The organism is Kineococcus gypseus, assembly GCF_050871305.1.
Lineage (GTDB): Bacteria > Actinomycetota > Actinomycetes > Actinomycetales > Kineococcaceae > Kineococcus > Kineococcus gypseus.
This window is the reverse complement of sequence record NZ_JBJLRD010000007.1, coordinates 1-12,988: the sequence shown is the minus strand read 5'-3', so window position 1 is coordinate 12,988 and position 12,988 is coordinate 1. Positions and strand designations below refer to the sequence as shown.

Genomic DNA, 12,988 nt, shown 5'->3' with positions numbered 1-12,988 from the left:
TTCGAGGTTACCCGACTCCGCGGGCACCGCCCGACGCGCGGCGCGCCGCGGCGCGGCGGGCGGCCGCGTGCTCGGCGAGGACCTGCTCCAGCGCGTCGGCGGCCGTCGGCAGCGCGGCGGCGCGCCCGCGCGCGGCGGCGCCGCGCTCGCGGCGCAGCGCCGGGTCGGCCAGCAGCCGCTCGAGCGCCGCCGCCAGCGCCGCCGCGTCGCCCACCGGCACCAGCACCGCCGCGTCCCCGGTGACCTCCGCGGTCCCGCCGGCGTCGGTGGCCACCACCGGCACGCCCGCGCGCAGCGCCTCCTGCACGAACACCGGCTGCCCCTCCCAGGTGCTGGCGCTGACGACCACGTCGGCGGAGGCGAGCAGGTCCGGCACGTCGCCGCGCGCGCCCAGCAGGTGCACCGGCAGCTCCTGCGCCGCCACCCGCGCGGCCAGCCGCTCGCGCAGCGGGCCGTCGCCGGCGACCAGGACCCGCACCGGGCGGCGCAGCAGCGCCACCGCGTCCAGCAGCACGTCCAGGCCCTTCTGCGGCGCCAGCCGCGCCACGACCAGCACCACCGGCTCCCCCGGCGGCAGCACCGCCCGCCCCGGCGGCAGCGGCGGTGCCGGCACCAGCGCCCGCTGCGCGCGGTGCGCGCCGGCCGCCCGCGCCTGCTGCAGCAGGTCGCCGGAGACGGCCAGCACCGCGTCGGCGCAGCGGCACACCGCGTCCTGCACCGCCCTGCCGAGGCGGGCGCGCGCACCGGAGCCCAGGACGGCGTTGTGCAGCGTGACCACCAGCGCCGGGCGGGGGCGCAGGGCGCGCACGGCCAGGGCCGCCACCAGGCCCGCGCGCACGCCGTGGGCGTGCACCACCGCCCCGGCCGCCGACGGCGCGCGCAGGGCCCGGCGCAGGCGCAGCGCGGCGCGGGCGTCGCGCACCGGGTCCAGGGAGGCGCCGACCTCCACCGGCGCCGTCGCGGCGGCGAAGCCGAAGGTGCGCAGCGTCGCGGCGGGGGCGGCCACGTGCACCGCCACCCCGCGCGCGGCCAGCCCCGCGCTCAGCTCGGCCACGTGCCGGCCCACCCCGCCGGCGCTGGTGCCCAGCACGAGCACCACCGCCCCTTCCGCACCGGCGCGTCCAGCACCACCCACCACGTCCACCCCTCCCCGCTCGACCCGTCCCGCGCCGTGCGCCGCTCAGGAGCGGCGCAGCACCCGTCCCGCCGCCCCGCCCAGCGCGCGCAGCTCCCCCGGCGCCAGCAGCCGCGCCACCAGCAGCCACGCCGCGCACGCCAGCGCCGCCGCCGGCACGGCGGTGAGCACGGCGGCCACCGGCCCGTCGGCGTCCACGAGGAGCGTCAGGGCCCGCCCGGCCGCCGCGCCCGCCGCGGCGGCCACCGCCGCGGCCAGCAGCGCGCGGCCCGTCCCGGCCAGCGCCCCGGCGCCGGCCGAGCGGCGCGCGGCGCGCGCCAGCAGCAGCCCGGAGAGCGACAGGCCCACGGCGTGCGCGGCCGCCAGCGCCGTCACCACGCGCCCCGGCGGCAGCAGCAGCGCCCCGGCCAGCACCCCGGCCAGCACCAGGCCCCAGCCGGCCACCGTCCCGGCGGCGGCGGCGCGCCCGGCGCCCAGCGCGTACAGCGCGCGGGTCAGCAGCGCCACCAGGCCGTGCCCGAGCAGGGCCGGGGCGAAGACGACCAGGGCCAGGGACAGGTCCCCGGTGAGCCCGGAGCCGACCCGCCCGCCGACGAAGACGGTCGCCACCGGCAGCGCGGTGGCCGCCAGCACCGCCGCGCCCAGCGAGCTGACCAGCAGCACCGTGCGCACCGAGCGGGCCAGCAGGTCGGCCAGCTCGGCGCGCTCGCCGCGCTCGGCCGCGCCCGCCAGGCGCGGGAAGACCGCCGTGGCCACCGGCACCGCCAGCACCGCGTGCGGCAGCAGGAACAGCGCCCACGCGTAGCTCCAGCGGTTCACCGCCCCCGGTGCGGCGTCGTTGCCCAGCACCGTCACCGCCACGGCCACCACCTGCTGCACCAGCAGCACCGCCAGCCCGGACAGCGCCAGCGAGCGCAGCCGGGGCCAGTCGCCCGGCGCCGGTCGCAGCGCCGGGCGCCAGCGCACCGCCGAGCGCAGCGCCGGGGCGTGCGTGGCCGCCAGCGCCACCACCCCCAGCGTGGTGCCGCCGGCCAGCACCGCCACCGCCGTGCCCGGCACGCCCGCCAGCCCGGCGCCGATGGCGGAGGGCGCCACCAGCAGGCCGACGAGCAGGTACGTGCCCGCCACGACCAGGCTGGAGACCAGGGGCGCGGCCGCCGGGGCGGTGAAGCGCTGCTGCGCCTGCAGCGCACCGGCCAGCACGACCGCCACCGCGTACAGCGGCACCTGCGGCAGGAAGACCCACAGCATCAGCGCGCCGGTGCCCACCGGGTCGCCGTCGCACGCGGCGGCGGTGGTGCCGCTGAGCAGCAGGCGCACCAGCGGGCGCGCCAGCAGCGCCGCGCCGGCCGCCACGAGCACGAGCACGAGCACGCTCCACGTCAGCGCCGCCGAGGCGGTGCGCGAGGCGGCGGCGCGCTCGGCGGGGTCACCCGAGGCCAGCCGGGCCGCCAGCAGCGGCACCAGCACGCCGGACAGCGCCCCGCCGGCCACCACCTCGAACAGGACGTTGGGCACCTGGTTGGCGGTGGTGTAGACGGTGCCCAGGCAGGTGTCGCCCACCGTCTGGGAGAAGGCCAGCAGCCGCCCGGAGCCGGCCAGGCGGGCCGCCACCGTGAGCACCGCCACGGACGCGGCCGCCGCGGCGACCGAGCGCGCGGCCCTCACGGACGCCCGAGCCGGTCCAGCTCCCGCAGCAGCGGGGACGCCTCGACGACGCGGCTGAAGCTGACGCGCTCGGAGGCCAGCGTCAGGGCGGTGACGACGGCCAGCGCGGCCGCGCGGCCCGCGCCGCCCCAGCGGGCCAGGCACGCCACGCCCAGCAGCGCGCCCAGGGCGTTGGCGCCGGTGTCGCCCATCATGCTGCGCCCGGCGAGGTCGTCGGGCAGGACCGCGGCGGCCGCGGCCGCCGCGGCCGCGGCGGGGGGTCGCGCCCGGGCCGCGCCGGTGCTGCCGGGCGCACCCGTCGCCAGGGACGCGGCCACCACGAGCGCGAGCTTGCCGGCGCGCCCGGGCCGCAGGTCGAAGAGGTTGAGCAGGTTCGCGCTGCCGGCCACCAGGGCCGCGTCCACGGCGAGCCGGGCCAGCTCCCGGCGGTGGCGCGGCGCGCGCGGGGCCACCAGCAGCGCGCACGCGGCGCCGGTGGCGCCCAGGCCGGCGACCTTCAGCGCTCCCGTGGTCACCCGGCCGCGGCGCAGCGCCGCGAGGTGGCCGCGCAGCCCGCGCGCGCCCGCCTCGCGCTCCCCGCGCCGCTCGCCGAGGTCGTCGAGCGCACCGCACGCGCCGCCGCCGAGCGCGGCGAGCACCGCGGCCGAGCGCCAGCGCGGCGCGGCCGCCAGCGCACCGGCCGCCGCGGCCAGCGCGACCGACGGCCCCTCCAGGAGGGTGACCGCGTCGCCGCGGTGGTTGCGCCGCTCCCAGCGCGCCGCCCCGCCGGGCACGCGGGTGGGCAGCCCGGCGCCGAGCGAGCGGGCGCAGCGCACCGCCAGCGCCGCCGCGGCGGCGCTGCGCAGCAGCGCGCCGCTCACCGCGCGACCTGCGGCAGGGGTGGGGCGACGGCCGTGGCGGAGGCGGTCGTGCCGTAGTGCCCGGCGCCGCCGGAGAGCTGCTCGCGCAGCGCCAGGACGGCGTTGACGCGCCCGACGGCGCTGTCGACGTCGTCGCTCGTGCTGACCCGGTCGGCCAGGTCGGAGTCGGCGCGCACGGCGGCCACGGCCCCCGTGCTCTCCCCCACCTGCGTCGGCCCGGCCACCACCGCGCCGGCCGAGGCGCCGTCCAGCTGCCGCGCCAGCGCGTCCCAGGCCGCCGCCTCGACCTCGGCCTGCGCCTCGCTGGTGTCCGGGTCGCCGGCGCCGGCCACCACCAGGGCCAGGGTGCCGCGCTCGGTGACGTCCCCGTCGACCTCGACGAGCCCGGCGTCGCCCAGCGCGGCCAGCACCTCGCCGGTGGCCGGGTCGGCCACGACGGTCTGGGCCAGGTCGGGGGTGACCAGCGCGCGCGCCAGGGCCGCGGCCAGCACCTCGGCCGAGCCGTCACCGGCGCCCTCCCCGGAGCCGTCCTGGGCGGGGGCCGGCGCGGACGCCTCGCCCGGGCGGGCGGCCAGCTGCTCGGCGGCGCCGCGGCGCGCCTGCTCGCCCTCCTCGGCGGTCCACTCGTCCTGCACGGTCACGCGCGCCGAGACGGTGCCGCCGGCCGCGAGCAGCGCCTCCACGACCGCGTCGGCCTGGCCGGAGTCCGCCCCGGGCAGCTCGACGACGGCGACGGCGCGCCCGGCGAGCTGGCCGTCCACCAGGGCGGGCGAGACCGCCTCCGCCCAGGCGTCCTGCGCCTCACCGGTGGTCAGCGCCTGGTCGCGCTCGGCGCGCAGCTGGTCCCTGCTCTGCGTCAGCTGGCGCACCTGGTCGGTGATGCCGGTGGAGATGCCCTCGTTGAGCGGGCCGGCACCGAGGACGATGCCGACGGCCAGGGCCAGGAACACCGACACCAGCGAGACCACGTGGTACCGGAAGTCGATCACTGCGCGTCCTGTCGTCGTCGAGCCGGTCGGGGGCGCCGCGGGGCGGCGCTGAGGCGCACGGCGGCGCTCACGGCCCCACCCCGGGCAGCAGGCCGGTCAGGAACGCCCACGCGCCGTCCAGGCGCGCGCCGGTCACCGCGAGGATCGCCTGCCCGGTGGGGGTCACGGCCAGGGCGGCCACGAGGGCCAGCACCCCGGCCAGCACCAGCAGCAGCACCTGCGCGTCGGACACCCGGGAGCGGTACAGGCGCGAGACGCCCTTGGCGTCGACGAGCTTGCCGCCCACCCGCAGGCGGGTCAGGAACGTGCTGGCCATGCCCGCGCGGCCCTTGTCGAGGAACTCCACCAGGGTGACGTGGGTGCCCACGGCGGCGATGAGGCTGGCGCCCTTGTCGTCGGCCAGCAGCATCGCCACGTCCTCGCTGGTGCCCGTGGCGGGGAAGACCACGGCGTCGATGCCCAGCCGGCGCACGCGCTCCAGGCCGGGGGCGCGCCCGTCGCGGTAGGCGTGCACCACGACCTCCGCGCCGCTGCGCAGGGCGGCGTCGGAGACGGAGTCCATGTCGCCGACGATCATGTGCGGCTTCCAGCCGGCCTCGAGGATGGCGTCGGCGCCGCCGTCGACGCCGATGAGCACCGGCTTGTACTCGCGCACGTACGGGCGCAGCGTGACGAGGTCCTCCTTGTAGTGGTACCCGCGCACCACGATGAGCACGTGCCGGCCCTCCAGCGGGGTGCGCACGTCGGGCACGCCCACGCCGTCGAGCAGGAGGTCGCGCTCGCGGCGCAGGTACTCCATGGTGTTGGCCGCGAACGCCTCCAGCTGCAGGGACAGCCCGGCGCGGGCGGTCTCCGCGTCGGCGGCGACCAGCTCCGGCGTGAGCCGGCGGCCGCGGGCGAGCACCTCCCCGTCGGCCAGCAGCTCCTCGCCGTCCAGCTGCACGCGGGTGCCCTCGGCGAGCGCCGTCATGACCCCGGTGCCCACGGCGTCGAGCACCGGCACCCCGGCGGAGACGAGGATCTCCGGGCCGAGGTTGGGGTAGCGCCCCGAGGTGCTCGCGGAGGCGTTGACCACGGCCGCCGGCGCGCAGGCCACCAGGGCCTCGGCCGAGACGCGGTCGAGGTCGAGGTGGTCGATGACCGCGACGTCACCGGGGCGCAGCCGCTTGGTCAGCGCCTTGGTGCGCCGGTCGACGCGGGCGGTGCCCGCCACGGCGCCGGTGCGCACCTGCGCGGCGCCGCCCGCGCCGCCCGCCCGGGCCGGCCCGCGTCCCCACCGGCGCCTGCTCACGCTGCTGCTCCTCACCCGACGGCACGGCCGTCCTCGCTCCTCGTCCCGCGGCGGCCGCCCCGCCGGGTGCCGCCGCGCCCCCGGCCCGCCGCGACGGACGGCCTCAGCCGCCGGCGCGGTCGGCCGCGCGGTCGGCGGTGCGCGCCGATCGTCGCACGCGCGGCGGGGCCGGCCGCCGCGACGGTGGGCGCGCCGGTGCGGCGGCGCGGGCGGCCTCCTCGCGCGAGGAGCGCAGCAGCTCCTCGGCGTGCGCCCGCGCGGTGCCCGAGCCGCGGCCGGAGAGCATGCGCGCCAGCTCCTCCACGCGCCCGTCGTCGTCCAGGCGCACCACGCCGGACTCGGTGACGCTGCCGTCGTCGGTCTTGACCACCGTCAGGTGCGCGTCGGCGAAGGCGGCCACCTGCGCCAGGTGGGTCACGACGATGACCTGGGTGCTGCGCGCCAGGGCCGCCAGCCGCCGGCCGATCTCCACGGCCGCCCGCCCTCCCACACCGGCGTCGACCTCGTCGAAGACCATCGTGGGCACGGGGTCGGCCCCGGCCAGGACCACCTCCAGCGCGAGCATGACGCGCGAGAGCTCCCCGCCGGAGGCCCCGCGCGCCAGGGGCCGGTAGCCGGCCCCCGAGTGCGCGGCCAGCTGCAGCTCCACCGCGTCGCACCCGTGCGGGCCCAGCTCCGCACCGGTGCGCACCTGCACGCGCACCCGCGCGCTGGGCATGGCCAGGGCCGCCAGCTCGGCCGCCACGCGCTCCTCCAGCTCGCGCGCGGCGCGGGTGCGGGCCTCGCTCAGGCGCCGCGCCAGCTCGCGCAGCTCGCCCTCCACGGCGTCGCGCTCGGCGGCCAGCCGCTCCAGGCGCCCGTCGTCGTCCAGCTCCAGCAGCCGGGCCGCGGAGCGCTGCGCCCACGCCAGCACGGCGTCCACGCCCTCCAGGCCGTCCTCGCCGGGCACCGGGGCGAAGCGGCGCACCAGGGCGGTCAGCTGCGACCGGCGCTCCTCCACCGCGGCCAGGCGCGCCGGGTCGGCCTCCAGGCCCGTGGCGTACGCGGCGACCTCCGTGGACAGGTCGGCCAGCAGGTACGACAGCTCGCCGGCGCGCGCGGCCAGCGCGGCCAGCGCCGGGTCGTGCTCGCCGGCCAGGGCCAGCGCGCGCCGGGCGCTCTCGACCAGCACGTCCGCGCCGGCGCCCGGACCGTCCTCACCGCCGGCGCTCTCGCCCGTCAGGGCCTCGTGCGCCCCGGCGGCCGCGCTGCGCAGGACCTCCACGTGCGCCAGCCGGCCGGCCTCCTCGCGCAGGGCCACGTCCTCGCCGGGGCGCGGGTCCACGCGCGCGACGTCCTCCAGGCCGAGGCGCAGCAGCTCCGCCTCGCGGGCGCGCTCGACGGCGCGCGCGGTCAGGTCGTCGTGCTCGGCGGCCAGCGCGCGCCAGCGCGAGAAGCGCTCGGCGTACGCGGTGCGGTCGGCGTCCAGCGCCGCCCCGGCGAAGGCGTCCAGCACCCGCAGCTGCTGCCCCGGCGAGCGCAGCCGCAGCTGGTCGGTCTGCCCGTGCACGGCCAGCAGCTGCTCGGCGAGCTCGGCCAGCACGCCCACGGGCGCGGCGCGCCCGCCCACGTGGGCGCGGCTGCGCCCGCCGGCGGACAGGGTGCGGGCCACCACCAGCTCGCCCTCGTCCAGCTCCCCGCCGGCGTCGCGGGCGCGCACGGCCGCCGGGCCGTCGGGGTCGACGCTGAGCCTGCCCTCCACGGAGGCGGACTCGGCGCCGGCGCGCACCGCGGTGGCGTCGGCGCGCTCGCCCATGAGCAGCCCCAGGCCGGTGACGACCATGGTCTTGCCCGCACCGGTCTCACCGGTGATCACGGTCAGGCCCGGGCCCAGCGGCAGACGGGCGTCGCGGATGACGCCGAGCTGGCGGATGCGCATCTCCTCGATCACGGCGTCACGCCCCGTCCGCGGCCGCGCGCGGGCCGCGCCAGCCGTGCACCGGCAGGCCGAACTTCGCCACGAGCCGGTCGGTGAAGATGCCCGTGCTCAGCCGGGCCAGGCGCACCCGCTGCGCCGAGCGGCGCACCTCCACGCGCGCGCCGGTGGGGGCGGCGAAGGTGCGCCGCCCGTCGCACCAGACGACCCCGCCGTCGTCGAGGCTGGGCAGCACCTCCACCCCCACGCTGGAGGTGGGGGCGATCACCAGGGGGCGCGCGAAGAGGGCGTGCGCGCTGATCGGCACGACGAGCAGGGCCTCGACCTCGGGCCAGACGACCGGGCCGCCGGCGGAGAAGGCGTAGGCGGTGGAGCCGGTGGGGGTGGCGGCGATGACGCCGTCGCCGCCGAACGTGCTCAGCGGGCGGCCGTCGACGTCGACGACCACCTCGATCATGCGCTCGCGGTTGCCCTTCTCCACGGAGACCTCGTTGACGGCCCACGAGCGGGCGACGACCTCGCCGTCGAGGACGACCTCGACGTCCAGCGTCATGCGCTCCTCGACGCGGTAGTCGCCGGCCACGACGCGCGAGACGGTGCCGACGACCTCCTCGCGCTCGGCCTCGGCCAGGAAGCCGACGTGGCCGAGGTTGACGCCCAGCAGCGTGGTGCTCGTGCCGCGCACCAGCTCCGCCGCGCGCAGGATCGTCCCGTCACCGCCCAGGACGATGACCATCTCGGCGCCCTCGACGGCGCCCTCGAGGTCGCGCTCGGCCACCAGCCGGCGGTCGGAGACGCTGAGAGCGCGCGCCTCCTCCGGCGTCATGAGGGTGCGCACCCCCGCGTCGTGCAGGCGGCGCACCACCTGGGTGAGCGCGGTGACGGCCTCGGGGCGGCCGGTGTGGGCCAGCACGAGCACGCTGCGCGCGCCCGCGGCGGGGACCCCGCCCGCCGCGCCGACGGCGGTGGCGCTCACGACAGCCCCGCCTGCGGGCCCTCGGCGACGGCGCGCTGCAGGGCGTCCTCGTCCAGGGCGGGCGCGCCCGCGGCCAGGTGCAGGAAGTACTCCACGTTGCCGCTGGGGCCGGGCAGCGGGCTCGCGGCCACGCCGCGCACCCCCAGAGCGCAGCCGGCGGCCGCGGCGGCCACCGAGCGCACCGCGTCGGCGCGCAGCGCGGCGCTGCGCACCACGCCGCCGGCGCCGAGGGCCTCCCGGCCGACCTCGAACTGGGGTTTGACCATCAGCACGTGCTCAGCCTCCGGGGTGACGCACCGCACCAGCGCGGGCAGGACGAGGGCCAGGGAGATGAAGGACAGGTCGGCCACGACCAGGGAGGGCGCCGGCGCGACCTGCTCGGGCTGCAGGGTGCGCACGTTGGTGCGCTCGAGCACCGTCACGCGCGGGTCCTGGCGCAGCGGCCAGGCCAGCTGGCCGTAGCCGACGTCGACGGCGACGACGTGCCCGGCCCCGCGCCGCAGCAGCACGTCGGTGAAGCCGCCCGTGCTGGCCCCGGCGTCCAGGCAGCGGCGCCCGGCCACCTGCACGCCGAAGGCGTCCAGCGCGCCGACGAGCTTGTGGGCCCCCCGGCTGACGTAGGCGACCTCGCCCTCGCGCTCCTCCACGACGATCGCCGCGCCCGGGTCGACCTGGGTGGCCGCCTTGCCGGCCGCGGTGCCGCCCACGCGCACGCGGCCGGCGGCCACCAGCTCCCCGGCGTGCTCGCGGGAGCGGGCCAGGCCCCGGCGCACGAGCTCGGTGTCCAGGCGCAGCCGTCGGGCCACGTCAGCCCTCCGTGCCGGCCAGGCGCTCGCGCAGCGCGTCGTCGACCTCCGCGTAGACGGCGGCGTGCTCGTGCACCTGGAGGGCGTCGAGCTCGTCGAGCCGGCCCAGGGCCCGCTGCAGCGCCCGCTCGGCGGCGCCCTCCTCGGGGCGCGTCGGCCCCGCCGCCGCACGGGCGGGCGGCGCGGGCCGGGGCGGCGGGGTGGACTGCTCGCTCACCCGGGTGAGGCTACAAGCCGCGCCCGACAGCGCCGTGCCCGCCGCCCGCCGCGGGCGCGGCGTCCACGCTGCGCGCGACCGGCTCGAGCAGCGTGGCGGTGTCCACGCCCCAGCGCTCGTCCAGCCCGGCGTCGCGCACGCGCCAGACCGCCTCGCTCGCGGCGCGCAGCAGGTCCAGCCCGTCGGGCCCGCCGTGCGCAGCGGTCACCTCCGCCGCGCCGGTGGCCACGCGCACCTCGGCCCCGCGGCAGCGGGCGGTGAGCGCACCGTCGCGCTCCTCGAGCACCGTGGCGGGGTGCGCGTCGCCCAGCGAGCGCAGGTCGCGGCCGACCAGGTGCGGGCGCTCGTGCTCGCCGGCGGCGAAGAGCTCCGCCACACCGGTGACCCCCGTCAGCACGAGCAGGCCGGTCAGCCCGGCGGTGCGCGCGCCCTGCAGGTCGGTGTCCAGCCGGTCGCCGACGACCAGGGCCCGCCGCGCGCCCAGCCGCTCGACCGCCTCGTCGAACAGCGCGCGCTCCGGCTTGCCGCACACCACGTCCGGCCGGCGACCGGCGGCGCTGGCGACCAGCTGCACGAGCAGGCCGTTGCCGGGGGCCGGCCCGCCGGGGGTGGGCACGGTGGCGTCGAGGTTGGTGGCCACCCACAGCAGGCCGGAGCGCACCGCGTGGGTGGCCTCCGCCAGCCGCGCCCAGGAGGTGTCCGGGGAGAAGCCCTGCACCACGGCCGCGGGCCCGTCGGCCAGGGATGCCACCGGTGTCAGCCCGGCCAGCTCCAGCGCCTCGCGCAGCCCTGCCCCACCCACGAGCATCACCGGGGAACCGGGGGCCAGGCGCTGCGCGAGGTGGCGGGCCGCGGCCTGGGCGGAGGTGACGACGTCGCCGTCCTCGGCGGGCACGCCCAGCTCGCGCAGGTGCGCGGCCACGGTGGCCGGCGGGCGGGAGGCGTTGTTGGTGATGTAGGCGAGCCGCGCGCCGCCGCCGGCGGCGGCGGTGAGCGAGTCGGCGGCATGCGGGACGGCGTGGGGCCCCACGTAGACGACGCCGTCGAGGTCCAGCAGGACGGCGTCGTGCTCGGTGAGCAGCGCGCCGGCGGTGCCGCGCAGCGTGGTCGGCGTGGCGCCGGACCCGGTGGTGGCGCTGGTGCTCTCGGTGGTGCTCACGGACTCCCCGGGCTCTGCCGCGCCGCCAGGGTGGCGCGGACCTGTCGCAGACGGTCGGCGTACTCGGGCCGGTCCGGGCGCATGGCGTGCGCCATCGCCAGGTGCTCGGCGGCCAGGCCGAAGCGCCCGAGGCGGCTGAGGCTGAGCCCCAGACCGAAGTGAGCGTAGTCGTCGGCGGGCCGCGCCTGGGCGAGGTGGCGGAAGGACTCGGCGGCGGCGGCGACGTCACCGGCGTCGTACTGCGCCCGGGCCAGCGCCTCGAGGACACCGGTGGAGCCGGGTTCCTGGGCGTGGGCGCGCGCCAGCAGCGTGGCCGCGGCGGCGGCCTCGCCGTCGGCCAGCAGGGCCAGCCCGCGCTGCAGCCACTCGTACGGGCCGCCCCGGGGCCGCCCCGGCTCGCGCGCCCCACCGTCGGGAGCGGTCGCGGCGTCGGGATCGTCGGGCACGGCAGGACCTCCTGGGACGGGCGCGGTGACCGCGGCGCAGCACGGCTCGACCGTAGGATGCGCCGGGTGGAGGCCGGACGCACGGGGGCGCGCGCCACCGCTCCGGCCGCGTCCAGGGACCCGGCCCCGTCGGCACCGCTGCTGCGCCCGTTCCCCGGTCTGCGCTACGACGAGGACGTGGTCGGTCCGCTCGGGTCGGTCCTGGCCCCGCCGCACACGGAGATCGCGCGCGAGCGGCGCGAGGCCGCCCTGGCGGCCGGCCCGCACCTGGTCACGCACCTGGAGCGCCCGGAGTACGCGGACCCGGGCGACGGGCCGCGCCCGGCGGTGCTCACGTGGCTGCAGCGGGGGGTGCTGGTGCAGGACCCCCCGTCGCTGTACGTCCTGCAGCAGAGCGCCGGGGGGCGCTCGCACCAGTTCCTCCTCGGGGAGCTGACGGTCGGCGCCCACGGCGACGAGCGCGTCCACCCCCACGAGGCGACCATGGAGCACGCTGTGCGCTCCCGCCTGGAGCGGCTCGAGGCCACCCGGGTCGACTCCGAGCCCCTGCTGCTGGCCGACGCCGGGGTCGCCCGGCCGGGCGACGACCCCGTGGACGCCCCTGCGCTCGGTCCGCTCGTGGAACAGGTCACGCGGCACGGGGCGCACGTCGCGTCGACCCGCGACGGCGCCGGGACCGCGGTGGACGTGTGGCGCGTCGACGACGAGCACCAGGTCCACGCCCTGGCGACGGCTGCAGGCGGTCGCCGGTGGATCATCGGTGACGGTCACCACCGCTACAGCGCCGCCCAGCGCGACGCCCAGAGGTCGACGGCGGGCACGAGCGCGGTGCTGGCCGCCCTGGCCGTCCCCGGCGCTGCACCGCTGGAGGTGCGGGCGCTGCACCGCGTCGCCCCCCGTGGAGCGGGAGAGCTGCTCGTCCGGGCCGCGCCCCGCGCCGAGGTGCTGGCACCCGTGGACGGCACGGCGCTGCGCGAGGCCGTCGCCGGGCGCGAGGCCGTCGCCGGCCTGCAGGAGCCGCAGTGCGTGCTGCTCAGCGCCGGGGACACGTGGTTGCTGCACACGCCGGGGGGCACCGCCACGGCGACGGGCGCCGCGGCGTGGGTCGACGAGATGCTCGCGGCTGGAGGCGTGCCGGGGCAGCTCGTGCAGTACACCACCGACCCCGGTGCGGTCCTGGAAGCCGGCGACGGCGTCGACGTGGTGCTCTTGCCGGCTCCGCGCTGGAGCGAGCTCGCGCGTGCGGTCACGCAGGGACGCCTCATGGGACGCAAGACGACGTCGTACCGCCCGAAGCCGCTCGCCGGAGCCGTGCTGCGGCTGCGCTGAGTGCTGGCCCGTCCCGGCTGACGCGCCGGCGTGAACGCGAAGAGGGGGGGGGGGGGGGGGGGGGGGGGGGGGGGGCGGGGGGGGGGGGGGGGGGGGGGGGGGGGGGGGTGGGGGGGGGGGGGGGGGGGGGGGGGGGGGGGGGGGGGGGGGGGGGGGGGGGGGGGGGGGGGGGGGGGGGTGGGGGGGGGGGGGGGCGG

At 80.0% G+C, this 12,988-nt stretch carries 12 protein-coding genes; 1 reads left to right on the top strand and 11 read right to left on the bottom strand.

The genetic code is table 11. From position 1 onward, the window contains the following. Nucleotides 1-7: 7 nt before the first annotated feature. The 11 genes from ACRYMN_RS03730 to ACRYMN_RS03680 form a co-directional block, all read right to left on the bottom strand. Nucleotides 8-1,138: a glycosyltransferase family 4 protein gene (locus tag ACRYMN_RS03730; RefSeq protein ID WP_432492272.1), complete on the bottom strand. Its 1,131-nt coding sequence runs from the start codon at nucleotides 1,136-1,138 to the stop codon at nucleotides 8-10. Between the two features lie 42 nt (nucleotides 1,139-1,180). Then, a complete protein-coding gene (gene murJ, locus ACRYMN_RS03725; protein WP_432492113.1) occupies nucleotides 1,181-2,803 on the bottom strand; it encodes a murein biosynthesis integral membrane protein MurJ in 1,623 nt (540 codons plus the stop codon). Beyond that, a complete protein-coding gene (locus tag ACRYMN_RS03720) occupies nucleotides 2,800-3,663 on the bottom strand; it encodes a hypothetical protein (RefSeq protein WP_432492111.1) in 864 nt (287 codons plus the stop codon). The genes murJ and ACRYMN_RS03720 overlap by 4 nt, the downstream gene beginning before the upstream one ends. Next, nucleotides 3,660-4,652, bottom strand: coding sequence for a copper transporter (locus tag ACRYMN_RS03715; protein ID WP_432492109.1), 993 nt, complete (start codon nucleotides 4,650-4,652; stop codon nucleotides 3,660-3,662). The genes ACRYMN_RS03720 and ACRYMN_RS03715 overlap by 4 nt, the downstream gene beginning before the upstream one ends. Before the next feature lie 67 nt (nucleotides 4,653-4,719). Then, nucleotides 4,720-5,943, bottom strand: coding sequence for a putative cytokinetic ring protein SteA (gene steA, locus ACRYMN_RS03710; protein ID WP_432492107.1), 1,224 nt, complete (start codon nucleotides 5,941-5,943; stop codon nucleotides 4,720-4,722). 103 nt (nucleotides 5,944-6,046) lie between these two features. Continuing rightward, nucleotides 6,047-7,861, bottom strand: coding sequence for a DNA repair protein RecN (recN, locus tag ACRYMN_RS03705; RefSeq protein ID WP_432492270.1), 1,815 nt, complete (start codon nucleotides 7,859-7,861; stop codon nucleotides 6,047-6,049). A gap of 16 nt (nucleotides 7,862-7,877) precedes the next feature. Further along, complete coding sequence (locus tag ACRYMN_RS03700) at nucleotides 7,878-8,834, bottom strand: NAD kinase (RefSeq protein ID WP_432492105.1); 957 nt, start codon at nucleotides 8,832-8,834, stop codon at nucleotides 7,878-7,880. Then, nucleotides 8,831-9,640, bottom strand: a complete 810-nt coding sequence (locus ACRYMN_RS03695) for a TlyA family RNA methyltransferase (protein WP_432492103.1) — start codon at nucleotides 9,638-9,640, stop codon at nucleotides 8,831-8,833. Before ACRYMN_RS03695 ends, ACRYMN_RS03700 begins: the two co-directional genes overlap by 4 nt. Before the next feature lies 1 nt (nucleotide 9,641). Further along, nucleotides 9,642-9,857 (bottom strand): hypothetical protein, encoded by a 216-nt coding sequence (locus ACRYMN_RS03690; protein WP_432492101.1) that lies wholly within the window; start codon nucleotides 9,855-9,857, stop codon nucleotides 9,642-9,644. A gap of 10 nt (nucleotides 9,858-9,867) precedes the next feature. Continuing rightward, nucleotides 9,868-11,016: an HAD-IIA family hydrolase gene (locus ACRYMN_RS03685; protein ID WP_432492099.1), complete on the bottom strand. Its 1,149-nt coding sequence runs from the start codon at nucleotides 11,014-11,016 to the stop codon at nucleotides 9,868-9,870. Further along, nucleotides 11,013-11,462, bottom strand: coding sequence for a tetratricopeptide repeat protein (locus ACRYMN_RS03680; protein ID WP_432492097.1), 450 nt, complete (start codon nucleotides 11,460-11,462; stop codon nucleotides 11,013-11,015). Before ACRYMN_RS03680 ends, ACRYMN_RS03685 begins: the two co-directional genes overlap by 4 nt. A 66-nt stretch (nucleotides 11,463-11,528) precedes the next feature. Between ACRYMN_RS03680 and ACRYMN_RS03675 the strand changes: the two genes are divergently transcribed. Then, complete coding sequence (locus ACRYMN_RS03675; RefSeq protein WP_432492095.1) at nucleotides 11,529-12,791, top strand: DUF1015 family protein; 1,263 nt, start codon at nucleotides 11,529-11,531, stop codon at nucleotides 12,789-12,791. Nucleotides 12,792-12,988: the final 197 nt, after the last annotated feature.